The sequence below is a fragment of the Pseudomonas sp. UFMG81 genome, from assembly GCF_015354575.1.
Classification (GTDB): Bacteria; Pseudomonadota; Gammaproteobacteria; order Pseudomonadales; family Pseudomonadaceae; genus Aquipseudomonas.
The window spans coordinates 19,328-46,134 of the sequence record NZ_JACAFQ010000041.1 but is presented as its reverse complement, the minus strand read 5'-3'; the positions used below and the strand labels follow the sequence as shown (position 1 = coordinate 46,134).

At 64.8% G+C, this 26,807-nt stretch carries 21 protein-coding genes; 8 read left to right on the top strand and 13 right to left on the bottom strand.

Annotated features, from left to right (window positions below):
• The 8 genes from IX761_RS23255 to IX761_RS23220 all read right to left on the bottom strand — a co-directional run.
• On the bottom strand, nt 1-1,457 hold a 1,457-nt coding region (locus tag IX761_RS23255; RefSeq protein WP_194791844.1), incomplete at its 3' end, for an efflux transporter outer membrane subunit.
• Nucleotides 1,454-4,564: an efflux RND transporter permease subunit gene (locus tag IX761_RS23250; protein WP_194791843.1), complete on the bottom strand. Its 3,111-nt coding sequence runs from the start codon at nt 4,562-4,564 to the stop codon at nt 1,454-1,456. The genes IX761_RS23250 and IX761_RS23255, both read right to left, overlap by 4 nt.
• A complete protein-coding gene (locus tag IX761_RS23245; RefSeq protein ID WP_194791842.1) occupies nt 4,561-7,659 on the bottom strand; it encodes an MdtB/MuxB family multidrug efflux RND transporter permease subunit in 3,099 nt (1,032 codons plus the stop codon). Before IX761_RS23245 ends, IX761_RS23250 begins: the two co-directional genes overlap by 4 nt.
• Entirely contained in the window at nt 7,656-8,942 is a 1,287-nt protein-coding gene (locus IX761_RS23240; RefSeq protein WP_194791841.1) for an MdtA/MuxA family multidrug efflux RND transporter periplasmic adaptor subunit, read from the bottom strand. The genes IX761_RS23245 and IX761_RS23240 overlap by 4 nt, the downstream gene beginning before the upstream one ends.
• Nucleotides 8,943-9,217: 275 nt before the next feature.
• Nucleotides 9,218-9,718 carry a thiol peroxidase gene (tpx, locus tag IX761_RS23235; protein WP_194791840.1) on the bottom strand — a complete coding sequence of 167 codons (501 nt, stop codon included), beginning with the start codon at nt 9,716-9,718 and terminating at the stop codon, nt 9,218-9,220.
• A gap of 170 nt (nt 9,719-9,888) precedes the next feature.
• On the bottom strand, nt 9,889-11,169 hold the full coding sequence (locus tag IX761_RS23230; RefSeq protein WP_194791839.1) for a serine/threonine transporter: 1,281 nt from the start codon (nt 11,167-11,169) through the stop codon (nt 9,889-9,891).
• 282 nt (nt 11,170-11,451) lie between these two features.
• A complete protein-coding gene (locus IX761_RS23225; RefSeq protein WP_194791838.1) occupies nt 11,452-12,648 on the bottom strand; it encodes an aromatic amino acid transaminase in 1,197 nt (398 codons plus the stop codon).
• Nucleotides 12,649-12,941: 293 nt separating this feature from the next.
• The gene (locus IX761_RS23220) at nt 12,942-13,967 is read right to left on the bottom strand and encodes an Ldh family oxidoreductase (RefSeq protein WP_194791837.1); all 1,026 of its coding nucleotides are present in this window, start codon (nt 13,965-13,967) and stop codon (nt 12,942-12,944) included.
• Between the two features lie 142 nt (nt 13,968-14,109).
• On the opposite strand from IX761_RS23220, the gene IX761_RS23215 reads away from it, so the two are divergent.
• From IX761_RS23215 to IX761_RS23190, 6 genes are all read left to right on the top strand, one after another.
• Nucleotides 14,110-14,982, top strand: coding sequence for a MurR/RpiR family transcriptional regulator (locus tag IX761_RS23215; RefSeq protein ID WP_194791836.1), 873 nt, complete (start codon nt 14,110-14,112; stop codon nt 14,980-14,982).
• Nucleotides 14,983-15,008: 26 nt separating this feature from the next.
• Nucleotides 15,009-15,761, top strand: coding sequence for a transporter substrate-binding domain-containing protein (locus tag IX761_RS23210; RefSeq protein WP_194791835.1), 753 nt, complete (start codon nt 15,009-15,011; stop codon nt 15,759-15,761).
• Nucleotides 15,762-15,914: 153 nt separating this feature from the next.
• On the top strand, nt 15,915-16,634 hold the full coding sequence (locus tag IX761_RS23205) for an ABC transporter permease (RefSeq protein WP_194791834.1): 720 nt from the start codon (nt 15,915-15,917) through the stop codon (nt 16,632-16,634).
• On the top strand, nt 16,631-17,341 hold the full coding sequence (locus IX761_RS23200) for an ABC transporter permease (RefSeq protein WP_194791833.1): 711 nt from the start codon (nt 16,631-16,633) through the stop codon (nt 17,339-17,341). The genes IX761_RS23205 and IX761_RS23200 overlap by 4 nt, the downstream gene beginning before the upstream one ends.
• 16 nt (nt 17,342-17,357) lie before the next feature.
• Nucleotides 17,358-18,602, top strand: a complete 1,245-nt coding sequence (locus IX761_RS23195) for an NAD(P)/FAD-dependent oxidoreductase (protein ID WP_194791832.1) — start codon at nt 17,358-17,360, stop codon at nt 18,600-18,602.
• A 24-nt stretch (nt 18,603-18,626) separates the two neighbouring features.
• On the top strand, nt 18,627-19,409 hold the full coding sequence (locus tag IX761_RS23190) for an amino acid ABC transporter ATP-binding protein (RefSeq protein ID WP_194791831.1): 783 nt from the start codon (nt 18,627-18,629) through the stop codon (nt 19,407-19,409).
• A 33-nt stretch (nt 19,410-19,442) separates the two neighbouring features.
• Here IX761_RS23190 and IX761_RS23185 read toward each other — a convergent pair whose 3' ends face one another.
• The 3 genes from IX761_RS23185 to IX761_RS23175 all read right to left on the bottom strand — a co-directional run bounded on the left by IX761_RS23185 (nt 19,443) and on the right by IX761_RS23175 (nt 23,657).
• A complete protein-coding gene (locus IX761_RS23185; protein ID WP_194791830.1) occupies nt 19,443-21,545 on the bottom strand; it encodes a putative bifunctional diguanylate cyclase/phosphodiesterase in 2,103 nt (700 codons plus the stop codon).
• Between the two features lie 1,103 nt (nt 21,546-22,648).
• Nucleotides 22,649-23,149 carry a GNAT family N-acetyltransferase gene (locus IX761_RS23180; RefSeq protein WP_194791829.1) on the bottom strand — a complete coding sequence of 167 codons (501 nt, stop codon included), beginning with the start codon at nt 23,147-23,149 and terminating at the stop codon, nt 22,649-22,651.
• 97 nt (nt 23,150-23,246) lie between these two features.
• A complete protein-coding gene (locus tag IX761_RS23175; RefSeq protein WP_194791828.1) occupies nt 23,247-23,657 on the bottom strand; it encodes a RidA family protein in 411 nt (136 codons plus the stop codon).
• A 141-nt stretch (nt 23,658-23,798) separates the two neighbouring features.
• On the opposite strand from IX761_RS23175, the gene IX761_RS23170 reads away from it, so the two are divergent.
• Both IX761_RS23170 and IX761_RS23165 read left to right on the top strand, forming a co-directional pair.
• A complete protein-coding gene (locus IX761_RS23170; RefSeq protein ID WP_194791827.1) occupies nt 23,799-24,548 on the top strand; it encodes an SIR2 family NAD-dependent protein deacylase in 750 nt (249 codons plus the stop codon).
• A gap of 132 nt (nt 24,549-24,680) precedes the next feature.
• Complete coding sequence (locus tag IX761_RS23165; protein ID WP_194791826.1) at nt 24,681-25,688, top strand: GlxA family transcriptional regulator; 1,008 nt, start codon at nt 24,681-24,683, stop codon at nt 25,686-25,688.
• A 93-nt stretch (nt 25,689-25,781) separates the two neighbouring features.
• Here IX761_RS23165 and IX761_RS23160 read toward each other — a convergent pair whose 3' ends face one another.
• Nucleotides 25,782-26,297, bottom strand: a complete 516-nt coding sequence (locus IX761_RS23160; protein ID WP_194791846.1) for a thioredoxin family protein — start codon at nt 26,295-26,297, stop codon at nt 25,782-25,784.
• 28 nt (nt 26,298-26,325) lie between these two features.
• On the bottom strand, nt 26,326-26,601 hold the full coding sequence (locus tag IX761_RS23155; RefSeq protein WP_194791825.1) for a DUF2790 domain-containing protein: 276 nt from the start codon (nt 26,599-26,601) through the stop codon (nt 26,326-26,328).
• Nucleotides 26,602-26,807: the final 206 nt, after the last annotated feature.

Sequence of the window (26,807 nt, the reverse complement as noted above, 5' to 3'; positions counted from 1 at the left end):
TCCCACCCCCCACCCAGCGCCGCAATCAACTGCACACTGGCCACCAACCGCCCCTGCAACAACGTCAACACACTGCGCTCATTGCTCAGCGCCGTGGTCTGCACGTTCACCACATCCAGGTAGCCGATCAACCCGGCCTTGTACTGGTTCTCGGTCAAACGCAGCGATTCACGCGCCGCATCCAGCGCCTCCTGGCGCACCACGGCCTCATCGCCGTACACCTTCAGTTGCACCAGGTAGTTCTCCACTTCCTTGAACCCGTCCAACACGGTCTGGCGGTACTGCGCCACGGTCTGGTCGTACACCGCGACGGTGCGGTCGACCTCGGCGCTGCGCTTGCCGGCGTCGAACAGGGTCAGGGCCAGTTGCGGCCCTACCGACCAGTAGCGGTTGGGCAATTCGATCCAGTTGCTGAAGCTGCTGCTGGAGTAACCGCCGCTCATGCTCAACGACAAGTCGGGGAAATATGCCGCCCGCGACACGCCGATGTTCGAGTTCGCTGCCATGACCTTGCGCTCAGCCGAGGCGATGTCGGGTCGGCGCTCAAGTAGTTGCGACGGCAGCGTGAGTGGAATCTGCGGCAGCGCAGGAATGTCGTTGCTCGCCGCCAGGGCGAAGTCGGCCGGGGCCTTGCCCATCAGCACGGCGATGGCGTTTTCGTACTGCGCGCGCTGCCAGGCCAGGTCGATCAGGTCGGCTTGGGTGCTCTTGAGCTGGGTGCGGGCCTGGGCCACGGCATCCGGGCCGGAGACACCAGCGCGGTACTGGTTCTCGGTCATCTTCAACGAGCGCTCGTACGCCGCCACCGTGGCTTCGAGCAGGCGCTTCTGCGCGTCGATCACCCGCAGTTGCAGGTAGTTCTGCACCAGCTCCGACTGCTGGCTCAGGCGGATCGCCGCCATGTCGGCCAGGCTGGCCTGGGCGCTGGACTCGTTGGCGTTGAGGGTTTCGCGCAGCTTGCCCCACAGGTCGATCTCCCAGCTCACACCGAGCTGGGCATTGTACGTATTACGAATGCCGCTGCTGTTGTTCGACAGGCTGGAGCTGGAACTGCCGGTGCCCTGGGCGGAGCGGTTCTTGCTGGTGGTCAGGTCCAGCGAGGGGAACAGCGAAGCGCGGCTGCTGCGCACCAAGGCCTGGGCCTGGCGATACTGCGCCTCGTACTGGGCGACCGTCTGGTTGCTGCGGTTCAACTCCTCGACCAGGCCATTGAGCTGCGGGTCGCCATAGACTTCCCACCAGGCGCCGCGGGCGATGGCGTCGGATGGGTTGGCCTGGGTCCAGCCTTCGGCCTGCTTGAACTGCGCCGGCGTACTCACCTCGGGCCGGTGGTAATCCGGGCTCAGGGTACAGGCGCTGAGCATCGCCACGCACAGGCCGGCGCTGGCCAGGCGCGAGCCGCGCCCCCGGGTCAGCAGCTTGAGGGCACGGTGGAGTCGGGTGTGGGCAAAGGTCATAGCGGGGTATCCAGGGCAGCGTCGGTGCGCACGCCGCGCCAACGGTTGAAACGGTGGCGCAGGCGGTCGAGGTACAGGTAGACCACCGGCGTTGTGTACAGGGTAAGCAGCTGGCTGAACACCAGGCCGCCGATGATGGTCAGGCCCAGCGGTTGGCGCATCTCCGCCCCTTCGGCGCTGCTCAGCAGCAGCGGCAGCGCACCGAGAATGGCGGCCAGGGTGGTCATCAGGATCGGCCGCAGGCGCAGCAGGCAGGCGCGGCGGATCGACTCTTCGGGCGTCAGACCGTCGTTGCGCTCCAGCTGCAGGGCCAGGTCGATCATCAGGATGGCGTTCTTCTTCACCACGCCAATCAGCAGGAACAGCCCCAGCAGCGAGATCAGGCTGAACTCGCCGCCGGTGAGGTACAGCGCGAGCAAGGCACCGACCCCCGCCGAGGGTAGCGTGGACAGAATGGTCAGCGGGTGGATGTAGCTTTCGTAGAGGATGCCCAGCACCAGGTACACCAGCACCAGGGCACCGAGGATCATCAATGGCTGGCCTTCGGTGGTCTTGGTGAAGGCGTCCGCCGTGCCGCCGAGCTTGGCGATCACCGATTCCGGCAAGCCGAGCTTGGCGACGGCGCGCTCCAGCGCGGCCAGGGCCTGGTCGGGGCTGTAGCCTTCGGCGACGTCGAACGAGATGTCCTCGGAGGCGAACTGGCCTTCGTGACTGACCCGGTCGTTGGCCAGGCTGTTCTCGTAGCGGGCGAAGCTGGACAGCGGCACGCGGGCGCCGTCGGCGGTGATCACCTGCACTTGTTCCAGGGTGCTTGGGTCCCAGGCGTACTTGGGGTTGATCTCCAGCACCACCTGGTACTGGTTGAGGCTGTCGTAGATGGTCGAGATCTGCCGCTGGCTGTAGGCGTTGTTGAGCACCGAGGTGACCATGCTCATGTCGATCCCCAGGCGCTTGGCCTGGTCGCGGTCGACCACCAGGGTCACCTGCTGGGTGCCGGCGCCGTCGCGGGCGTCGATGGCGGTCAGTTCAGGCAGCTTGCGCAGCTCGGCGGCCACCTTGGGGAACCATTCGCGCAGCGCGGCCAGGTCGCCGCTCTGCAGGGTGTAGAGGTATTGCGAGGTGCTCTGGTCACGCCCGCCCCCGCCCAGTTGCAGGTCCTGGTCGGCCATCAGGTACAGGCGCCCGCCGGGCACCTTGGGCATTTCCTTGCGCAGGCGTTCGATGACCTTCTGCGCATTCTCCTTGCGCACGGCGATGGGCTTGAGGCGCACCAGCATGAAGGCGTTGTTGGTGCCGCTGTTGCCACCGATGAACCCGGCCACGCTCTCCACGGCCGGGTCCTTGAGCAGTGCCCGGCGGTAGATCTCCATCTTCGGCTGCATCACGGTGAACGACAGGCCGTCGTCGCCGCGGATGAAGCCCTGCAACTGGCCGGTGTCCTGCTGCGGCATGAGGGTCTTGGGCACCACCACGTACAAGGCGATATTGAGCCCGATGGTGGCCAGCAGGCTGAACAGGGTCAGGCGTTTATGCCGCAGCGCCCAGCCCAGGCTCTTGTCGTAGCCGTCGACCATGCGCTGGTGGATGCGGTCGCTGAAGCGTTGCAGACGGGTCTGCTGCTGCGGGCCGTGGACCTTGAGCCAGCGCGAGCAGAGCATCGGCGTAAGGGTCAGCGACACCACCAGCGAGACGATGATCGCCGCCGCCAGGGTGATCGAGAACTCCTTGAACAAGCCGCGCACGATGCCGCCCATGAACAGGATCGAAACGAACACCGCCACCAGCGACACGTTCATCGACAGCAAGGTGAAGCCCACTTCCTGGGCGCCCTTGTAGGCGGCGCGCATGGGGTTCTCGCCGTTCTCGATATGCCGGGAGATGTTCTCCAGCACCACGATGGCGTCGTCCACCACCAGGCCGGTGGCGAGGATCAGCGCCATCAGCGACAGGTTGTTCAGCGAAAAGCCGCACAGGTACATGACCGCGAAGGTGCCCACCAGCGACACCGGCACGGCGAGGCTTGGGATCAGCGAAGCACGGAAGTTGCCGAGGAACAGGTACACCACCAGGATCACCAGCACCACGGCGATCAGCAGGGTGTGCTCGGCCTCCTTGAGGGTGGCCTTGATCACCGGCGAGCGGTCCATCGCCACGTTGAGCTTGACGCTGGCCGGCAGCAGCGACTGCAATGCCGGCAGCTCGGCCTTGATCTGCTCGACGGTCTGAATGATGTTGGCGCCGGACTGGCGGTTGACCACCAGCAACACCGCGCTTTCGTCGTTGAAGAAGCCGCTGTTGTAGCGGTTCTCCACGCCGTCGCTGACCTTGGCCACATCGGACAGGCGCAGGATCGCACCGTTCTGTTGGCGGATGACGATGGGTTTGTAGTCCTCGGCCTTCTCCAACTGGTCGTTGGCACGCACTTGCCAGTTGCGTTCGCTGTCCTCGACGAAGCCCATCGGCCGGCGCTGGTTGGCGTTGGCCACTGCGGTGCGCACGTCGTCCAGGGCCAGGCCGTACTGGTTGAGCAGCTGTGGCTCCAGCTCGATACGCACGGCCGGCAGCGAACTGCCGCCGATCTGCACTTCCCCTACCCCGCTGACCTGGGACAGGCTCTGCGACAGGATGGTGTCGGCCAGGTCGTAGAGCTGGCCCTTGGAGAGCACCTCGGAGGTCAGCGAGATCACCATGATCGGTGCTTGCGACGGGTTGATCTTCTTGTACGTGGGCATGCTGCGCATGCCGCTGGGCAGCAGGTTGCGGGTGGCGTTGATGGCCGCCTGCACCTCGCGGGCGGCGCCGTCGATGTCGCGGCCCAGGTCGAAGCCGATGATTACCCGGGTCGAGCCCTGGTTGGAGCTGCTGGTCAGGGTGGTGACGCCGGCGATGGCACCCAGCTTGCGTTCCAGCGGTGTGGCCACGGTGGAGGCCATCACCTCGGGGCTGGCGCCCGGCAGGTTTGCCGATACCACGATCACCGGGAAGTCCATCTGCGGCAGCGGCGACACCGGCAGCAGGCCGAAGCTCACCCCGCCCAGCAGCATGATCGCCAGGCTCAGCAGCATGGTCGCCACCGGCCGGCGTATGAACGGTCCGGACAGGTTCATGCGTCGGCCTGCTGGGCGTCAGCCGCTGGCCGCCAGCGACGGGCCAGGCGGTCGAAGTACAGGTAGATCACCGGGGTGGTGAACAAGGTCAGCACCTGGCTCACCAGCAGCCCGCCGACCATCACCAGGCCCAGCGGTTGGCGCAGTTCGGCGCCGGAGCCGGTGGCGAGCATCAGCGGCACGGCACCGAACAGCGCCGCCAGCGTGGTCATCAGGATCGGCCGGAAGCGCAGCAGCGCGGCCTGGTAGATCGCGTCGTGCGGGGTCATGCCCTGGTGGCGCTCGGCCTCTAAGGCGAAGTCGATCATCATGATCGCGTTCTTCTTGACGATACCGATCAACAGGATGATGCCGATGATGGCGATCATCCCCAGGTCGTTGCCACTGAGCAGCAGCGCGAGCAAGGCGCCCACCGCCGCCGAAGGCAGCGTGGAGAGGATGGTCACCGGGTGGATATAGCTCTCGTACAGCACGCCCAGCACGATGTACATGGTCACCACCGCCGCCAGGATCAGCAGCAAGGTGCTCGACAGCGAAGCCTGGAACGCCGCGGCGGCGCCCTGGAAGCGGGTCTGCACGCCAAGCGGCATGCCGATCTCCTGCTGCACCTGCTCGATCACCTGTACCGCCTCGCCCAGCGAGGCGCCGTGGCCAAGGTTGAACGACATCATCACCGCCGGGAACTGGCCGATGTGCGAGATGGCCAGCTGCGCCTGGCGCTGTTCGATGCGCGCCAGCGCCGACAGGCGTACCTGGCCGCCGTCGGTGGCCTTGACGTGGATCGACTCCAGCGCCTGCGGCCCGAGGCTGGCGGCGGTCTGCGACTGCAACACCACACGGTACTGGCTGGCCTGGGTGTAGATGGTCGAGATCTGCCGCTGGCCGAAGGCGTCGTACAAGGCGTTGGTGATCTGCGCCACGGTGATGCCTAAGCGACTTGCCATGTCGCGGTCGATCACCAGGTACACCTGCAGGCCCTTGTCCTGCAGGTCGCTGGCCACATCGCGCAGTTCGCTGCGCTGTTGCAGCGCCTGCACCAGCTTGCCGCTCCATTGCGCGAGCAGGTCGGCGTCGGGCGAGCTGAGGCTGAACTGGTACTGGGTGCGGCTGACCCGGTCCTCGATGCTCAAATCTTGCACCGGCTGCATGAACAGGCGGATGCCCACCAGCTTGTCCAGTTGCGGTTGCAGGCGGGTGATTACCTCGCTGGCGGTGACGTCGCGCTCGCCATGGGGCTTGAGGTTGATCAGCAGGCGGCCACTGTTGAGGGTCGCGTTGTCGCCATCCACGCCGATGTACGACGACAGGCTCTGTACCGCCGGGTCCTTGAGGATCACATTGGCCAGGGATTGCTGGCGCTCGCTCATGGCAGCGAACGAGGTGGATTGCGGTGCTTCGGAAATGCCCTGGATCACGCCGGTGTCCTGGGCCGGGAAGAAGCCCTTGGGCACGATCAGGTACAGCACCACCGTCAGCGCCAGGGTGGCCACCGCCACCAGCAACGTCAGTGGCTGGCGCTTGAGCACCCAGGTCAGGGCGCTGGCGTAGTGCTTGATCAGCCAGTCGATCCAGGCGCCGCTGGCACGGTAAAAGCGGCCCTGCTCCTCTTCCTTGGGCTCACGCTTGAGCAATCGTGCGCACATCATTGGCGTCAGGGTCAGCGACACCACCAGCGAAATCAGGATGGCCACGGCCAGGGTGATGGCGAATTCGCGGAACAACCGCCCCACCACGTCAGCCATGAACAACAGCGGGATCAGCACCGCGATCAGCGAGAAGGTCAGCGAGATCAGGGTGAAGCCGATCTGTTTCGCGCCCTTGAGCGCAGCCTGGAAGGGTGTCTCGCCCTCCTCGATATGCCGGGAGATGTTCTCCAGCATGACGATGGCATCGTCCACCACGAAACCGGTGGCGATGGTCAGGGCCATCAGGGTCAGGTTGTTGACCGAGAACCCCGCAAGATACATCACCCCGAAGGTGCCGATCAGCGACAGCGGCACGGCGATGGAGGGGATGATCGTGGCGGAGACCCTGCGCAGGAACAGGAAGGTCACCATCACCACCAGGGCGATGGCGAACAGCAACTCGTGCTGCACGTCGCGCACGGCCGCACGGATGGTCTGGGTGCGGTCGGTGAGCACCATCACATCGAGGCCGGCCGGCAGGTTGTCGGTGATCGACGGCAGCAACTCCTTGATGCGATCGACCACCTCGATCACGTTGGCCCCGGGCTGGCGCTGGATGTTCAGCAGCACCGCTTCGTTCTGGTTGGCCCAGGCGGCCAGGCGCTCGTTCTCGGCGCCGTCGACGATCTCGGCAACATCCTTCAGGCGCAGTGGCGCGCCGTTGGTGTACTTGAGGATCAGGTTGGCGTATTCGGCAGGCGAACGCAGCTGGTCGTTGGCGTCGAGCATCGACACCCGTGTGGGGCCGTCGAAGTTGCCCTTGGGCTGGTTGACATTGGAGGCGCCAATCAGGGTGCGCACATCATCGAGATTGAGGCCGTTGGCGGCGAGCGCATCGACGTTGACCTTGATCCGCACCGCCTGGCGCTGGCCGCCGGCGATGCTGACCATGCCCACGCCGCTGATCTGGGCGATCTTCTGCGCCACGCGGGTGTCGACCAAGTCGTTGAGCTTGGGCAACGGCAGGGTCTTGGACGAGATGGCCAGGGTCAGCACCGGGGTGTCGGCCGGGTTGACCTTGTTGTACACCGGCGGTGCCGGCAGGTCGCTGGGCAGCAGGTTGCTGGCGGCGTTGATCGCGGCCTGCACCTGCTGCTCGGCGACATCCATGTTCATGTCGAGGTTGAAGCGCAGGGTCAGCACCGAGGCGCCGCCGGAGCTGGTCGAGGCCATCTGCTCGAGGCCCGGCATCTGTCCGAACTGGCGCTCCAGCGGGGCAGTGACGGCGCTGGTCATCACCTGCGGGCTGGCGCCCGGATACAGGGTCATGACCCGGATGGTCGGGTAGTCGACCTGGGGCAAGGCCGCCACTGGCAGCATCTTGTAGGCGATCAGGCCGGCCAGGACGATGGCCAGCATGCTCAGCGTGGTGGCGACCGGCCGCAGGATGAACAGGCGGGAGAGGTTCATGCGCCCGCCTTGGAGCTCGATTCACCGGTCTGGGCCGCGCCCTTGGCATCCTGGCCCTGCAGGTGCTGGCCGGGGGTGGTCGGCACTTGCGAGCTGTCTTCGACCACTTCCACCTTGCTGCCTTCGCGCAGGCGGTCGGTGCCTTCCAGCACCAGGCGCTCGCCCGCGGCCAGGCCTTGCTCGATCACGGTGTGCTCACCGTCGCTGGCGCCGACCTTGAGCTTGCGGATATTCACTGTGCTTTCTTTGTTGACCACATAGGCGAAGGTGCCATCGTTGCCGAACTGGATGGCGGCGGCCGGGGCCAGCACCACCTGCTTGAGGGTGTCGGCCAGCAGGCGCACATTCACGAACTGGTTGGGGAACAGGGCGTGGTCCTTGTTCTGGAAGGTGCCCTTGAACTTCAGGGTGCCGGTGGTGGTGTCGATCTGGTTGTCGAGGCTGCCCAGCACGCCGGTGGCCTGCAGCTTCTGGTCGCCACGGTCCCAGGCCTCCACTGCCAGGGTGGCGCCACTGCGGTAGCGGACGAGCACGGTGTCGAGCTGGGTTTCCGGGAGGGTGAAGGCGACGCTGATCGGCTCGGTCTGGGTAATCACCACCAGGGCGGTGGTGTCGTTGGCCGCCACCAGGTTGCCCAGGTCGAGCTGGCGCAGGCCCACGCGGCCACCGATCGGCGCGCGGATCTGGGTGAAATCGAGGTTCAGGCGGGCATCGTTGACCTGCGCCTGGTTGGTCTTGACCAGGCCCTGGAACTGGCCGACTTGTGCTTCGGCAGTGTCGAGGGTCTGCTTGGCGATGCTGTCCTCGGCATACAGGCCTTTATAGCGGGCCAGGTCGACCTGGGCGTTCTTCAACTGCGCCTGGTTCTGCGCCAGGGTACCTTCGGCCTGTTGCAGGGCGATGCGGAACGGTCGCGGGTCGATCTCGGCGAGCAAGTCGCCGGCCTTGACCTGCTGGCCCTCCTTGAAGTGGATCTTGACCAGTTCACCCGCCACCCGGCTGCGCACATTGACCGTGTTGGTCGCGGTCACGGTGCCAAGGGCCTTGTAGTACAGCGGGAAATCGCCAACGCGCACCGGCTCAACGCGCACCGGCACGGCTTCGGTCGAACCACCGAACCCCGGGCGCCCGCCCATGCCCATGCCGCGGCCCGGTCGGCCGGTGGCGCCCTCCGTGTGCGTCGGTGCTGCCGGCCACAGCCACCAGGCCAGCATGGCCACCAGCAGCAGGATCAGCAGGCCGAACAGCCAGCGACGGGGGGAACGGGAATTGGAGGCTTGCATGGGTCGAACGAACCTTGTTCAAAGAAGAGGACGGCGTGGAGAGCCTGAACGATAAGCACTGCCAGGGGATTAGCAAAGCGGCTTTACCAGTGCTTTACCTTGAGCTGACGTTGGCAAAGCGGTGAATTTTAAATGAAAACGGCCTGGAGCGTTGTCCAGGCCGTTTACCGGCTGTAACCGAATGTTCGCCGGCAACGCCGGCTCCTACAGGGCCAGTTGAGCGCCTGTAGGAGCCGGCTTGCCGGCGATGGGCTGCGCAGCAGCCCCAGCAACACTTACTTCAAGACAGCCAGTGCTGCCTCATAGTTCGGCTCGTCGGCGATTTCGCCCACCAGCTCGGCGTGCAGCACCTTGTCGTTTTCATCCACTACCACCACGGCACGGGCAGCCAGGCCGGTCAGCGGGCCGCTGGCGATGGCCACGCCGTAGTCCTTCAGGAACTCGACGCCACGCAGGGTCGACAGGTTCTGCACGTTTTCCAGGCCTTCAGCGCCGCAGAAGCGTGCCTGGGCGAACGGCAGGTCGGCGGAGATGCACAGCACCACGGTGTTGGCCACATCATTGGCCTGGGCGTTGAACTTGCGCACCGAAGTAGCGCAGGTCGGGGTATCGACGCTCGGGAAGATGTTCAGCACCTTGCGCTTGCCGGCGAAGTCCTTGAGCGACTTGTCGGACAGGTCGGCTGCGACCAGGGAGAAGGCAGGCGCGGTGGCGCCAGCCTTGGGCAGTTCGCCGTTGACCTGAACCGGGCCGCCTTTGAGAGTCACTTGAGCCATGGGAAATCATCCTTAGTACGGGGTTGGTAAAAGACCCTGAGTTAAGCATGAAGCCGCGCAAGTGCCTATAAGCAAACATGAAATTGTTCTATTGCCAGACAATTCCTGTGGACAAAAAAATGTCCGGGTGGCGACAACCGACCCGGACATTTCCTATCACAAGCAGCGAATCAGCCGATCAGGCCGTACACCACCGAGGTCAGGGCCACCAGGCCGATGACCACTACGAACAGGTTCGACAGCGCGCCACTGTACTTGCGCATCGACGGCACGCGACGGATGGCGTACATCGGCATCAGGAACAGCAGCACAGCGATGATCGGGCCGCCGAGGGACTCGATCATGCCGAGGATGCTCGGGTTGAGGGTGGCGACGATCCAGCACACCACCAGCATCAGCGCGGCGACCATGCGGTCCAGGGCCTTGGCGCCAGGGCGCAGGCCGGTCTTGACGATCATGCCCTTGAGGCCTTCGCTGGCACCGATGTAATGGCCCAGGAACGACTTGGCGATGGCGATGAAGGCGATCAAGGGCGCGGCGAAGGCGATGGTCGGCTGGTCGAAGTGGTTGGCCAGGTACGACAGGATCGACAGGTTCTGCGCCTTGGCTTCGGCCAGCTGGGCGCTGCTCAGGGTCAGCACGCAGCTGAACACGAAGAACAGCACCATCAGTACCATCAGCAGGTGCGCACGGCGCAGGATCTGGCCGCTGCGCTCGTCGGCATGGTCACCGTAGCGGCGCTTCTGGTCGACGGCGAAGGCCGAGATGATCGGCGAGTGGTTGAACGAGAACACCATCACCGGGATGGCCAGCCACACGGTGTGCAGGAAGGCAGAGCCCGACGGCACTTGCGTGGCGGTATCGAGGATGCCGCCGGTCCAGTGCGGCACCAGGTACAGGGCCAGCAGCGCCAGGGCGACGATGAACGGGTAGACCAGCAGGCTCATGACCTTGACCGTGGCCTGCTCGCCGCAACGCACGATCGCCAGCAGGCCGAGGATCAGCACGAACGACAGGATCGCCCGCGGCGGCGGCGCGATGTGCAGCTGGTGCTCCATGAAGCTGCTGACGGTGTTGGTCAAGGCCACGCTGTAGATCAGCAGGATCGGGAAGATGGCGAAGAAGTACAGCACGGTGATCAATGCACCGGCCTTGATGCCGAAGTGCTCTTCCACCACCTGGGTGATGTCGCCGCCGCTGCGCCCGGACAGCACGAAGCGGGTCAGGCCACGGTGGGCGAAGTAGGTCATGGGGAACGCCAGCGCCGCGAGGATCAGCAGCGGCCAGAAGCCGCCGAGGCCGGCGTTGATCGGCAGGAACAGGGTTCCGGCGCCGATGGCTGTGCCGAACAGGCCCAGCATCCAGGTGGTGTCGTGACGCGACCAGCTGCCGAGGGTGGCGGGGGTCGATTCTGCAAAGCGTTGTTCAACGCTTGGGGCCTGCTCATTCATTCCGGGTGACGCTCCACTCGCAAGACTGCAACAGGCTGAGAATGGCGAAATAGACGTTTCGCCCAACTCAACCGGGGAAGAGGGGCGCGATTGTGCATGCAAAGGTTGCACTTGGGGAAGCCCCGTCCGAGGGACGGTTGCACTTGTCTTTACAAGAGGGTTGTGCTGGATGGGGCTGCTTCGCAACCCATTCGCGGCACAAGGCCGCTCCTACAGGGCTACGCGAACCTTTGTAGGAGCGGCCTTGTGCCGCGAACGGGCCGCAAAGCGGCCCCAGTCAGGTTACTTCTGCACGGCGGCAAACGCCTCAGCCACCTGGAGCAGGTTGGCCGGGCGCAGCCCGGACATGCACACCCGGCCGCTGTCGATCAGGTACACACCGAACTCGTCACGCAGGCGACGCACCTGTTCGACGCTGAAGCCGGTGTAGCTGAACATGCCGCGTTGGCGCAGGAAGAACTGGAAGTCCTGGCCCGGCAGCAGCTCGCCGAGCAGATCGACCAAGCCTTGGCGCATGTCGAGGATACGCTTGCGCATCACTTCCACTTCCGCCGCCCACTGGGCATTCAGCGCGGCATCTCCCAGCACGCCGGCCACCAGCTGGGCGCCGAACGCGGGCGGGCTGGAGTAGTTACGGCGCACGGTGGCCTTGAGCTGGCCGAGCACGCTGACGGTGGTATCGGCGTCGTCGCAAACCACCGACAGGCCCCCTACCCGCTCGCCATACAGCGAAAAGATCTTCGAGAACGAGTTGCTGACCAGGCACGGCACACCGGCACGGGCCATTTCGCGGATGGCGTAGGCATCCTCGACAAGGCCTTCGCCGAAGCCCTGGTAGGCGATGTCGAGGAACGGGATCAGTTGGCGCGCCTTGACCACTTCAACCACTTGCTGCCACTGGTTCTGGTCCAGGTCGACACCGGTGGGGTTGTGGCAGCACGGGTGCAGCAGCACGACGCTGTTCTGCGGCAGGGTCTGCAAGGTGGCCAGCATGCCGGCGAAATCGACGCCACGGGTTTTCTCATCGAAGTACGGGTAGGTGTGCACCTTGAAGCCCGCACCCTCGAAGATCGCCCGATGGTTGTCCCAGGTCGGGTTGCTGACCCAGACTTCCGAGCCCGGGAAGTAGCGCTTGAGGAAGTCGGCGCCGACTTTCAGCGCGCCGGAGCCGCCGACGGTCTGCACGGTGGCCACGCGGCCATCGGTCACGGCTGGGTGATCGCTGCCGAACAGCAGTGCCTGGATCGCCTGGCGGTAGGCAGCCAGGCCTTCCATCGGCAGGTACAGCGAGGCTTCATGAGGCTGACCGGCCAGGCGCTTCTCGACCTCACCCACTGCCGCCAGTTGCGGCACCACGCCGGCTTCGTCGTAGTACAGGCCAATGCTCAGGTTGACCTTGTCGGCGCGCGGGTCGGCCTTGAAGGTTTCCATCAACGAGAGAATCGGGTCGCCGGCATAGGCATCGACATGTTTGAACACAGCGTGCAGCTCCTTGGAAATCAGGACAGTTCAGGGAAGGCTGCAGCGAGGATACCCGCAGACAGGTGCCAGGAACATCACTGATGTGCAAAGGGTCGATGCAAGGGTGCAACCCTGCGCTGTGGGATCAACTGTCTTGCACAACTTTTTGTAGGAGCGGCCTTGTGTCGCGAAAGGGCCGCAAAGCGGCCCCAGCGATTGATTGTGCGACTCGGACGAATGGGGCTGCTCTGCAGCCCTTTCGCGACACAAGGCCGCTCCTACAGGGAGTGCGCTGACCGGCAGCTACCGGCTCAGCCTGCCAGTTCCCTCAACCCAGCCAACTCCTGCTCGGTCAGTGCCACCCCTTCACGGCCGGCGCCTTCACGCTCGCGATAGCGCCGCTCGCCCGGCATGCGCGATAGCCCCACCGACTGCATCTGCTCCACCAATTCGCGGCTGCGCTGGGCAAAGCGCTCGCCCTCGGCCTTGCTCGGGTCGATCACGATGATCAGCTGCCCGGTCCACGGCGTCTTCGCCCCCGGGTGCCCGGACCAGTCGAACTCCCAGGAGAAGTGGCCACCGGTCAGCGCCGCCGCCAGCAGCTCGACCATCAGCGACAGCGCCGAGCCCTTGTGGCCGCCGAATGGCAGCAACGCACCGCCTTCGAGAATGGCCTTGGGATCGGTGGTGGGCTGCCCATCAGCATCCACGCCCATGCCTTCGGGTAACTGTTGGCCGGCACGCGCGGCGATCTGCACGTCACCATGGGCCATGGCGCTGGTGGCCATGTCGAAGACGATCGGGTCATGCCCGGCGCATGGCGCGGCAAAGGCGATGGGGTTGGTGCCGAACAACGGCTTGCGCGCCCCGTGGGGCACCACGCAGGTCATGCTGTTGACCACGCTCAGGGCCACCAGGCCTTCGTCGGCGAACGGCTCGACATCCGGCCACAAGGCGGCGAAATGGTGCGAGTTGTGGATCGCCAACACGGCGATGCCAGCGCTGCGGGCCTTCTCCACCAGCAGCGCACGCGCCGCCGCCAGGGCCGGCTGGGCGAAGCCACCCCCTGCATCCACTCGCACATACCCCGACGCCACATCACTCACCCGCGGCACGGCCTGGCCGTCGACCCAGCCACTGGCCAGGGTCGAGACATAACCGGGGATTCGGAACACGCCATGGCTGTGCGCCCCATCGCGCTGGGCACTGGCGCAGTTATGGGCAAGCACGCCGGCCACGGCCTCGCTGCAACCATGACGCTGGAAGATCGTTTGCAGCAGCGCCCGCAGGTCGGCAAAGGGCATGCGCACGACGGGGCTGGTGGACGGTGCGGACATCTGAAGCTCCTTTATAGATATTGGAATGGCTACAGCGCAACGGCCTGACTTTCCCGTGAATGACAGCTATCTGTCAATTGTTGACTTGATGACAGAAAACAGCCATTTTCTTCCTCACGCCAGAAATCAGCCGGAGCGCACCATGGGCCAATCGATCAAGCAACGCCTGGAAAGCAGCCTCGACAGCGCTGCCGCCTCCGGCCGCAAGATCGCCAGCTACATGCTCGCCAACCTGCACGAGCTGCCGTTCCAGACCTCGGCGAGCATCGCCGCCAAGCTGGATGTCAGTGAATCCAGTGTCGGCCGCTTCTGCCGCTCGCTGGGCTACGCCCACCTCAAGGCGCTCAAGCAAGACCTGCAGAACGACCTCGGCGATGGGCCCTGGCTGGTCGGTGACCGCCTGCAGGAATTCCGCCAGACGCCCGACGACAGCGAACATGCCGGCAGCCTGGAGCTGGAAATGGCCGCCCTGGTGCGCGTGCACGAACACAGCCGCAGCGAGGCCTGGCGCCAGGTGGCGCGTCGTCTGGCCAACACCCCGCAGGTGTACATCGCCGGTTTCCAGACCGAACGCGGCATTGCCCTGTGCATGAGTCACCTGCTGCAGTACCTACGCGATGGCGTGCACTGCGTGGACGGCAGTGCCGGGCACTTCGGCGAGGTGCTGCTGGGCAACCCCGCAACGCGCTGCCTGGTGGTGTTCGAAGCTCGCCGCTACTCACGCCATGCCCTGCAACTGTGCCAAAAGGCCCGCGCCCTGGGCATCCCGGTGACGCTGGTCACCGACACCTTCTGTGACTGGGCCGATGCCAATGCTGACGAGGTGTTCCGCATCCCCACCGAATTCAATCTGTTTTGGGATTCCACGGCGGCGATGCTGTCGTGGGTGCACCTGATGGTCAACGAGGTCTGCAAGAAGCTCGGGCCGGATGTTGAAAAACGCTTGGAAGCAACTGCCGCTCTGCATAACGAGTTCGTCGGCTACACCTCGTGGCCGGCGGGCAAACAACAATAGAAAGCGTGTAGGTACAGAGGTGCGAGATGAAAAGATCCATGGCTGTGGTGGGTGCGTGCGCCCTGCTGCTGGCAGGCGCTGCCAGCGCCGAGACCCTGCGTTTTGCCACCGAGGGCGCCTACCCGCCCTTCAACTACGTCGACGCCGATAACAAATTGCATGGCTTCGACATCGACATCACCCACGCCCTGTGCGAGCAGATGAAGGTCGAGTGCACCCTGGTGGCGCAGGACTGGGAAGGCATCATCCCGGCCCTGATGGCGCGCAAGTACGACGCGGTGGTGGCCTCGATGATCGACACCCAGGAGCGGCGCAAGAAGATCGCCTTCACCGACCACTACTACCGCACCCCGCTGACCGTCGCCGTGGCCAAGGACAGCAAGATCAGCGACGCGCAGACCGACTTCAACGGCTACACGGTCGGCGCCCAGTCCTCCTCGACCCAGGCGATCTACGCCGAAGATGTGTACGGCAAGGCCGGTGCCGACGTGAAGCTGTACCCGACCATGGACGAAGCCAATGCCGACCTCGCCGCCGGGCGCCTGGACGGGGTGATCGCCGACAAGTTCCCGCTGCACGAGTGGCTCAACAAGAACGGCCAGGACTGCTGCAAGATCCTTGGCGACGTGAAGGACACCAAGGCCGATGCGGCGATTGCCGTTCGCAAGGATGACGAGGCGTTGCGCACGCGGTTGAACGAGGCGTTGGCGGCGATCGTGGCCAATGGCACGTACCAGAAGATCGCCAGCAAGTACTTTGCCTTCGATATCTATAACTGAGGCGGTGGCCTGATAGATCCCTGGGGCTGCTGCGCAGCCCTTTCGCGACACAAGGCCGCTCCTACAAGGGCCAGCCGATTCCTGTAGGAGCGGCCTTGTGTCGCGAAAGGGGCGCAAAGCGCCCCCAGATTCGCCGACCCCGAGGGCTCACCGATGCTCGATCAACTGTCTCTACTGTCCTTCGCCAGCGGCGGCTGGGGCCAGGCGCTGCTGGCCGGCGCCCTGGTGACCGTGTCGCTGGCCCTGGCCTGCCTGCCCATTGGCCTGCCGCTGGGCCTGGTCGTGGCGCTCGCCGCGCGTTCGCGCAATCGCCTGCCACGGGCCTGGGCAACCACCTTCTCCACGGTGTTCCGTGGCCTGCCCGAGCTACTCACTCTGCTGATCATCTACTACGGCTGCCAGATCGCCGCGCAGAAGATCCTCGCCGCCCTGGGCTACCCGGGCGAGGTGCTGATCAACACCTTCCTCGCCGCGATGGTGGCCTTCAGCCTGGTGTTCGCCGCGTTCTCCAGCGAGATCTGGCTGATGGCCTTCAAGACCCTGCCCAAAGGCCAGCTGGAGGCCTGCTCGGCCCTGGGCCTGAGCAAGCGCACCGGGTTCTTCAAGGTGGTGCTGCCGCAGCTCACGCGCATCGCCCTGCCGGGGCTGTCGAACAACTGGCTGAGCCTGCTCAAGGACACCTCGCTGGTGTCGACCATCTCGCTGATCGACCTGATGCGCCAGACCAACCTGGCGGTCAGCGTGACCAAGGAGCCTATGTTCTTCTACGGCGTGGCCTGCCTGGTCTACCTGCTGTTCTCGGCACTCTCGGGCAGGGTCTTCGCCTGGCTTGAAAAACGCAGCAATCGCCACCTGCAAGGAGCCCGCACATGAGCCTCGAACAACTGCTGGCCTACGTGCTCGACCCGGACCTGCTGGAGCGCTACGGCCACCGTTTCGTCGACGGCCTGCTGGTGACCGCCAAGCTGGTGGCGATCTCATTCACCCTGGGCGCGCTGCTGGGCATGTTGCTGGCCCTGGCGCGGATGTCACACAGCGTCGCCCTGCAACGCCTGGCCGCCGGCTACGTGTACTTCTTCCGCGGCTCGCCACTGCTGGCCCAGCTGTTCCTGCTGTATTACGGGCTGGGTTCGTTCAAGGGCTTCTGGCAGGACCTCGGGCTATGGTGGTTCTTCCGCGAAGCGTGGTACTGCGCCCTGCTCGCCTTCACCCTCAACACCGCCGCCTACCAGGCCGAGATCTTCCGCGCCAGCCTGATGGCCGTCGCCCCGGGGCAGTACGAAGCGGCGAAGGCGTTGAACCTGAAACGCTCGACCACCTTCTTCAAGGTGGTGCTGCCGCAGTCGCTGCTGGTGGCCATCGGCCCGCTGGGCAACGAGCTGATCATGATGATCAAGGCCAGCGCCATTGCCTCGCTGGTGACCATTTATGACTTGATGGGGGTGACCAAGCTGGCCTTCTCGCGCAGCTTCGACTTCCAGATCTACCTGTGGGCGGCGGTGCTGTACCTACTGATCGTGGAAATCGTCCGGCGCACCCTGAAACACCTGGAGGCCCGCTTGGGCCGCCACCTGAACTGATTCGAAGGAAAGCCTTATGCATTGCCAGACCATCGTCCTGGGCGCCGGTATCGTCGGCGTCAGCACTGCCCTGCACCTGCAGGCGCGCGGCCGCCAGGTGCTGCTGATCGACCGCGACGAGCCGGGCAGCGGCACCAGCCATGGCAACGCGGGGCTGATCGAGCGCTCCAGCGTGATCCCCTACGCGTTCCCGCGCCAGTTCGGCGCGCTGCTGCGCTACGGCCTCAACCGCCAGCCCGACGTGCGCTACAGCCTGGCCCACCTGCCCAAGGCCGCACCGTGGCTGCTCAGTTACTGGCGCCAATCAGCCCCGGGCCGGGTGGCCAAGGCCGCTGCGGACATGCTGCCGCTGGTGCAGCGCTGCGTCGAAGAGCACGACGCGCTGATCGAGGCGGCCGGGTTGCAAGCCTTGGTGCAGGCCAAGGGCTGGATCGAGATCTACCGTGACAACGGCCTGTTCGAGCAGGCGAAAAAGGAGGTGCTGGGCCTGGCCCGCTACGGCTTGCAGTACGAAATCCTCGACCGTGGCGCACTTCAGGCTCGCGAGCAGCAACTGGCCGGGGATGTGGTGGGTGGCATCCACTGGCTCGACCCCAAGACCGTGAGCAACCCCGGCGGCCTCACCCGTGGCTATGCCGGGCTGTTCGTCCAGCGCGGCGGGCAGTTCCTGCATGGCGATGCGCGCAGCCTGCGTCGTGTCGAAGGCGGCTGGCAGGTCGACACCCAACGCGGCACGGTCGGTGCCGACGAAGTCGTGGCCTGCCTCGGCCCGCAATCGGGCGAGCTGTTTGAGCGCCTGGGCTACCACTTCCCGCTGGGCATCAAGCGTGGCTACCACATGCACTACGGCACCCGCGGCAATGCGGCGCTGGCGCATGCCGTGTGCGACACCCAGGGCGGCTACGTGCTGGCCCCCATGGCCCGCGGGGTACGCCTGACCACTGGCATCGAGTTCGCGGCCAGCGACGACGCCGGCAACGAGATCCAGCTACGCCGTTGCGAAGCGCTGGCGCGCAAACTGTTCCCGGCCCTGGGCGAGCGCCTGGACGACCGCCCCTGGCTGGGCCGCCGCCCCTGCCTGCCGGACATGCGCCCGGTGATCGGCCCTGCGCCCCGCCACCCAGGCCTGTGGTTCAACTTCGGCCATGCCCACCACGGCCTCACGCTGGGCCCGGTCAGCGGCCGCCTGCTGGCCGAGCTGATGACCGGCGAGCGCCCCTTCACCGACCCTGCGCCCTACAGCGCAACACGCTTCGACTGATAACCAGAGCGGGAGAACAACAACATGACCGCGCTTTCCAGCCTTGCCAGCCTGCACCCTGCCCCCGACCCGCGCCCGGAACTGATCCGCATCGAGGGCCTGAACAAGCATTACGGCGCTTTCCATGTGCTGCGCGACATCGACCTGTCGGTGCGTGAAGGCGAACGGATCGTGCTCTGCGGCCCTTCGGGGTCGGGCAAGTCCACGCTGATCCGCTGTATCAATCGCCTGGAGATTGCCCAGCAAGGCAGCATCCAGGTGGCCGGAGTGGACCTTGCCGCCATCTCGCGCCAGGCCGCCCAGGTGCGCAGCGAGATCGGCATGGTGTTCCAGCACTTCAACCTGTTCCCGCACATGAGCGTGCTCGACAACTGCCTGCTGGCCCCCACCAGCGTGCGCGGGCTGTCGCGCAAGGACGCCGAGGAACGGGCGCGGATGTACCTGGCCAAGGTTGGTATCGAAAGCCAGGCGCACAAGTACCCCAGCCAGCTGTCCGGCGGCCAGCAACAGCGCGTGGCGATTGCCCGGGCGCTGTGCATGAAGCCGCGCATCATGCTGTTCGACGAGCCCACCTCGGCACTCGACCCGGAGATGGTCGCCGAGGTGCTGGACGTGCTGGTGCAACTGGCCGGTACCGGCATGACCATGCTTTGCGTCACCCACGAGATGGGCTTTGCCCGCCAGGTGGCCGAGCGGGTGCTGTTCCTCGAAGGCGGGCAGATCATCGAGGACAGCCCACCCGAGGTGTTCTTCGGCCAGCCGCGCACGGCCCGGGCACAGGCCTTCCTCAAGCAGATCCTGCATTGATGATGAACGCGCGCGGGTTCACCCCGCGCGCCGTTATACCTGCATGGGCGCGACTTGCAGCAGACGCTCGCTGGCCGGCGCCGGGCGCCCGTACAGGTAGCCCTGGAAGTGCGAGCAGCCCTCGGCCATCAGCCGCTGCATCTGCTCTTCCGACTCCACCCCCTCGGCCGTGGTCTTGATCATCAGGCTGTTGGACAGCTCGGTGATGGCGCGGATGATCGACATGGCCTCGCGGCTGTCGCACATGTCGTGGACGAACGACTTGTCGATCTTGATCCGGTCGAAGGGGAACGAGCGCAGGTAACCCAGCGACGAGTACCCGGTGCCGAAGTCGTCGAGGGAGATCGACACCCCCAGGTCTTTCAGGGCGCGCAGGGTACGCACATTCTCTTCGCTGTTGCCCAGCAGCACCGATTCCGTGATTTCCAGCTCCAGGCGAGTGGCCGGCAACCCGGAATCCGCCAGGGCCAGGGCCACGGTATGGACCAGGTTGGCATGCTTGAACTGCACCGGCGACAGGTTGACCGACACCGTCTGCCCAGTGCCCCAGCTGGCCGCTTCCTGGCAGGCCAGGTTGAGCGCGCGGGCACCGATCTCGTGGATCAGGCCGGTCTCTTCGGCGATGGGGATGAAGTCCATGGGCATGATCATGCCGCGCAGCGGGTGCTCCCAGCGCAGCAGTGCCTCATAGCCGGTAACGCTGCTGCTCTGCTGGTCGACCACCGGCTGGTAGTGCAGTTGCAGCTGCCCCAGGTGCAGGGCGGTGCGCAGGTCGGTCTCCACCAGGCGGCGCTGGCGCGCGGCAACATCCAGCTCGACGTGGAAGCTTTCGTAGCGGTTGCGGCCATTGCGCTTGGCCTCATACAGGGCCATGTCGGCGTAGCCGAGCAGTTGCTCGGCATTGTCGTGGTCATCGGGGGCGATGGCGACACCGATACTCACCCCCACGCTGAACTGGTGATCTTCGATCAGGAACGGTGGGCTGACCGCCTCGATCAGGCGCTGTGCGGTGTTGCCTGCGGCTTCGCGGCTGTCCAGGCCGACCAGCACCACGGCGAACTCGTCGCCACCCAGGCGGGCCAGGGTGTCGTGCTCGCGCAGTTCGCAGCGCAGGCGCTTGCCCAGGGCGCGCAGCAGCTTGTCGCCAAAGGCATGGCCGAGGGTGTCGTTGATGTTCTTGAAATTATCCAGGTCCAGGCACAGCGCGGCAGTCAGCTTGCCGTTGTCTTCACCGCGCAGCAGTGCCTGCTTGAGACGTTCGTGGAACAGGTTGCGGTTGGGCAGCCCGGTGAGCGCGTCGTGGTGGGCCATGTGGTGGATCTGCGCGTGGGCGGCCAGCTCTTCGGTGGCGTCTTCGGCGACGAACAGCACGTAGTCGCCTTGCCCTACCCGGCCCTCGCAGCGCAGCGTGCGGCTGCGCAGGGTGCGTGGGCCGCAGGCGGTGTCGACGCGGGTTTCGGCGACATAACCTTTGCCGCTGCGTGCGCCGCGAGCCAGTTGCTGCTCCAGGTAGTCGGCCGCCGCCGGGGCCTGGCATTGAGCGGGCAGTTGGCCGACGAGGCTTGCGCCCTGGCCACCGAACAGGCGCTCGGCCTGTTGGTTGGCCAGCAGGATCTGCTGGCTGTGCAGGTCCTGGACGATGACGCTTGCCGGGATGTTGGAGATTACCGAATCAAGGAATTGCGAGAGGTTGGCCATTTCCTGGCTGTACTGCTCGGCGAGCACCTTGGCTTCGAGCAGTTCCAACTCCTGCTGGCGGCGCTCCGAGATGTCACGGGTGATCTTGGCGAAGCCGATCAGTTGGCGGCTGTGCTCGTCGAGGATTGGCTCGATCACCACGCTGGTCCAGAAGTGAGAACCGTCCTTGCGCTGGCGCAGGCCGTCGGCCTGAAAGCGCCCTTGCTCGCGGGCCGTGGCCAGGCTCAAGGCTGGCAGGCCGGCGTGGCGGTCTTCATCGGTGTAGAACACCGAGAAGTGCTGGCCGACGATTTCCTCGGCGTGATAGCCCTTGGCCCGTTGCGCTCCGGGGTTCCAGCTGGCGACGATGCCGTCGGGGGTGAGCAGGTAGATGGCGTAGTCGACCACGCTTTGGATCAACAGGCGCGAGAGGGTGTCGGGGCTTGCGGCTAGCGGCATGGGGTTTACCTGGGCAAGGAAGCTTCCGGAGCTTGGGGCGGGCCATTGCGGGAATGCGAACTGCTGGCATTATGCCGCCCGACGAACGGTTTTTGTGAGGCTCGTCACAAAAAAATCGAGGTCGAGGTCGAGGTCGAGGTCGAGGTCGAGGTCGAGCATTTAGCGTGTGGGTATTGATATTGAGTGAATATCCATTGGCGATGGAGACGCTGGTTCACCTTTCCGCCCTTACGGCGGCTTACTTTGCTCTTGGGCAAAGTAAGCAAAACCGCCTGCTCCCATCATCCGGCCCCTACGCTTCGCTCCGGGGTTCCCTCACTCCGGCCTTGCTCCCGCGTGGACGCACCGAAGGGCCATCCATGGCCCATCGGTGCTCGATGGGCATCCATGCCCATCGCCCCGCTCCGCAAGTCCTACGTTCGGCCTCCTGAAGTCGCGTTTGGCGGTGACTGGGCTATCGCGCGCTTAGAAGCAAGAGCAAGAGCAAGAGCGGCGAGTGTTTAATTGTTCTTGATCTGTTGTTTGAAATGGCCTCATCGCCGGCAAGCCGGCTCCCACAGTGACCGCGTAAGTTTCGAGTTCAGCGCAGTACCTGTGGGCGCTGCGGTTCGCCGCTGCGACTTTCCAGCGTTTGCAATTTGAAGTCCAACAAAACAATCAACTAGCGACAGCTGCGCCAATATAGGCGCCGCCCCTAACTTCGCGACTTCAGGAGGCCGATCGGAGGGCTTGCGGAGGGAGGCGACGGGCATGGATGCCCGTCGAGCACTGATGGGCCATGGATGGCCCGTCGGTGCGTACTCCCGGGAGCAAGACCGGAGTGAGGGAACCCCGGAGCGAAGCGCAGGGGCCGTATGAATGGAGCGAGGATTTTTTGGTGACTTTTTGATCCTTCAAAAAGTTACCCGCCGTAAGGGCGGAAAAGTGAATTAGCGTCACCCAATTAAACAGATAAGCTCACATCTCTCAGAACCAACCAATTAACCAACTAACCAACTAACCAACTAACCAACTAACCAACTAACCAAAAATTAACCGCGAAATTTCTGAATAGACCAATGTTTCGCACAAGTATGAAAAACACCAAAAACGTCCCCCACAGCTCAGTGCCTAACCCCCGTCACCAGAAAGTTGCGCAACTGTGGCTCATCCTCCAGTCCAACTTCCTGCACCGACCGCGGCAGCTCCTCCAGCACAGCCTGGCAAAACGCCACCCCCGATGCATCACCGGCATAACAGCGCACCAACCAGTCGTTCTGCCCTTCGCTGAGCAACTGCCGAGCCACCGCGCGCCTCACACCCAAGCGCCGATAGCGCTTGAGAATGAACAGATCGGCCAGCTCCAGAGCATTCATGCCAGGCAATTCGCTGCGCTCGACCAGCACAAACCCCGCGATGAATCCGTCGACCAGCACCAGGTACGCGGCCCATTCAGTCGCCTGCCAATAGCGCTCGAAATGCGGTTCATGAATGTAGAAACGTCCGTCCACTTCCACATCCTCCTCTTCCCAGTCAGAGGATTCGTAGGCATAGAACTGATAGAGGTTGCGCACCAGTTCGGCCTGCTCGGGGCCGGTCAGGAGTAGTTCGATAGCGGCATGCATCAAGGGTGCTCGGGCAGATGAAGGCCGCGAGTCTAGCGCCAACCTGGCGATTTGTATCGGCTGCACCGGCGAATGGGCCGGTACAGCCCAGGACACGCTAACTCAAGCCAGCCACCGCCTCGATCTCCACCAACATCCCATCCAGTGCCAGGCGTGGTACGGGAATCAGGGTGCAGGTCGGCGTCATCTCCTCGCCCCAGGCGCGCCTGGCTTCGGCGACCCACTGCTGCAAGCGGGTCTGGTCGTGGTCGACCACCAGCAGGGTGAGCTTGAACACATCAGCCAAACTCGCGCCTTTCGACGCCAGGGCGATCTTCAGGTTGGCCAACGCCCGGCGCACCTGGGCATCGAACTGCGGCGACAGCGTGCCATCCAGGTCTTCGCCGCCCTGCCCGGCGACATACAACAGACGGCTGCGGGCGCGAACCTCGGCGACGTGAGAATAGGCATTGGCACTAGGGTCATATAGACCTTCGGGATTGGACAAGCTGAAGGCAGCTGGATACATGACGACGCTCCGTCAAAGGCGAGAGCGAGCGAGTATCAAACCTCAGGCTAAGTCGAGGTCAAGGGTCAGAACGGACCTTGTTCATATCCAGGGCCGCTGGCACAGTGGGCGACCGCTCGGCCCTGCCCTTTGGAGATATCCATGCCATTCGACCCGCTGCTGCTCGCCCATGCCCGCCATGTCGTGGTGTTCACCGGTGCTGGGGTGTCGGCGGAAAGTGGCATCGCTACATTCCGCGACAAGCTCACGGGGTTATGGGAGCGCTTCGACCCGGCTCAACTGGCCAGCGCCGAGGGTTTCGCCGCCGACCAGGCGCTGGTGTGGGGCTGGTACGAAATGCGCCGTGCCGGCATCGCCCAGGCCAATCCCAACCCCGCGCACCACGCTATCGCCTCGCTGGCCGCGCGCGTGCCAAAGCTGACGTTGGTGACACAGAACGTCGACGACCTGCACGAGCGTGCCGGCAGCCAGGATGTGCTGCACCTGCATGGCCGGCTGGATGCGTTTCGCTGCTACCGCTGCGCGCGGCCGGTAGAAGCGCTGCCGCCGCTGGCCGATGGCGCGCTCGAAGGCCGACGTATCGAGCCGCCGCGCTGCGCACACTGCGCCGGGCCGCTGCGGCCGGGGGTGGTGTGGTTTGGCGAGCAGTTGCCGGAACCTGTATTGAGCCAGGCATGCGAAGCTGCCGAGCACTGCGACCTGCTGCTGTCGGTGGGCACCTCCGGCCTGGTGCAGCCAGCGGCCTCCATTCCGAGGCTAGCGCTGGCTGCCGGGGCGACCGTGCTGCACATCAATCCGCAGCCGCAGGTCAGCGGGCATCGGCGTGAATTCGCGATTGCCGGCAAGGCGGGTGAGGTGTTACCGGGGTTGATGACTCGGGGGTTTGAGTAAAGGCTGGCGGGTGCATGACGATGGATGTGCAGTGCCCGCAAGTTGACCATGCGCCCGCGCTCCAGCCCCCGGTTGTCTTTACCCGTCACACCCCGCACACTCACTGACGCCAGCCAGGAAGCGGAGTCCGCAGTGCCCACGCCACGCCAGTTCAGCAAGAAGACCAGCACCAGCAACATGTTGCGGCTCAAGACCAGCGATGGCAGTGCGCAACGCCCCTACCACGTCGACTTCGTCCTGCTTGAACACTTCTCGATGGCCAGCTTCACCGTGGCCATGGACGTGCTGGTCACCGCCAACCTGTTGCGCGTCGACAGCTTCACCTACACCCCGCTGTCGCTGGGCGGCGACCGAGTGCTCAGCGACCTGGGCCTGGAACTGGTGGCTAGCCCGATGGCCCCGCGGGACCTGCACGACCTCGACCTTCTGGTGATCTGCGGCGGCCTGCGCACCCCCCTCAAGTATCCGGAGCTCGACCGCCTGCTGAGCGATTGTGCGGCCCACGGCATGACCCTGGGCGGGCTGTGGAACGGTGCCTGGTTCCTCGGCCGCGCCGGGGTACTCGACGATTACGGCTGCAGCGTGCACCCCGAGCAACGTGCAAGTCTTTCCGAATGCAGCCCGCAGACCCGCATCACCCCAGCCAGCTTCACCCTCGACCGCGACCGCCTCACCGCCGCCAGCCCCAACGGCGCCATGGAACTGATGCTCGGGCTGGTGCGGCGGCTGTATGGTGATGCCCTGGCCGAGGGCGTGGAAGAGATCCTGTCGTTCTCAGGGGCACGCTATCGCCAGGTCGGCCCCGGGGCGAAGAAGTCCATGAGCCTGCACCTGCGCACCATCGTCGAACTGATGGAGAACAACCTCGAGGAAACCCTCAGCCTCGACCAGCTGGCCGCCTACTCCGGGCGCTCGCGGCGGCAGATCGACCGCCTGTTCCAGGCCCAGCTCGGTACCTCGCCGCGGCGTTACTACATGGAGTTGCGGATTACCAAGAGCCGTCGGCTGTTGCAGTATTCCGACCTGTCGGTGATGGAGGTGGCGGTGGCCTGTGGGTTCGTTTCGGTGTCGCATTTCAGCAAGTGCTATGCGGCGTATTTCGGGTACCCGCCGTCGCGCGAGCAGCGACTGGGTGAGTGATCGAGGTTTCGCGCGGGGACGTTCGCCAGCAAGGCTGGCTCCATAGGCCGAGCCATTGCTGACGTAGGAGCCAGCCTTGCTGGCGAACAAGCACTAACCCTGCTCATCGAGCAATTCTCGTATCACTCGTTCCTGCCCGTCGTAGTCGCCTTCGCCAAAATGCACATGGCGTACCTGGCCCTTGCGATCGACGAAGTAGTGCGCCGGCCAGAACTGGTTGCCCCAGGCGTTCCATATCCGATAGTCGTTATCCACCGCCACCGGGTAGCCGATCCCCAACTGCGTGACCTGGCCACGCACATTGCCGATATCGTGCTCGTAGTCGTACTCCGGGGTATGCACGCCGACCACCACCAGCCCCTGGTCGGCATAACGCCGCGCCCAGTCGTTGACATGCGGCAGGCTGCGTCGGCAGTTGATGCAGTCGTAGGTCCAGAAATCCACCAGCACCACCTTGCCCTTGAGCTGCGGCCCGTCCAGCGGCGGTGAGTTGAGCCATTGCGTGGCACCGGCCAGCGAGGGCGCCGGGCCATAGTCGTCGCGGGCCAGCAAGTGGCCGGCCAGCCCCAGCCCGAGCAGGGCCAGGGCCAGACCGCCAACCTTGAGCAGGCGGCGCTTGCACCGTGCGGCGCGCACCTCAGTTGTCATGGCAACCACTGGTGGCATAGGAGCGGTACTGCACGCTCTGTGGCTTGCCGTGCGAGTCGATGTAGTCCATGCGAGTATTCACCGGGCCGCAGGTCGTACGCGGGTCGTCCTTTACTGACAACACTTTCTGAATATCCAGGTGGTCACCGTAACGGTACTGCATCACGCTGGCGTCGTTCATCGAGGAGGTGCTGGCCTGCGCGGCCAGGGAGCCAAGGCCAAACAGGGCAAACAGGGCGGCACTGGCAAAAGATTTGAAGTTCATGGCGTCTCTCCTGGTTCAGGGTACTGGGTGGGAAGCATTGCTCCCCGGTCGAGAGCCATTTCAGCGCTGCCAGGTATCGCGCTTGTGTCCAACCAGGGCGTGACGTGCTTCATGCTGTATCCCGGCCGCCAGCGGATACACTGCAATACAATGCGCCGCAGGCAAGGCCGCAAGCGCTCTGTACACTGCGCCCACCCCTCACCAAT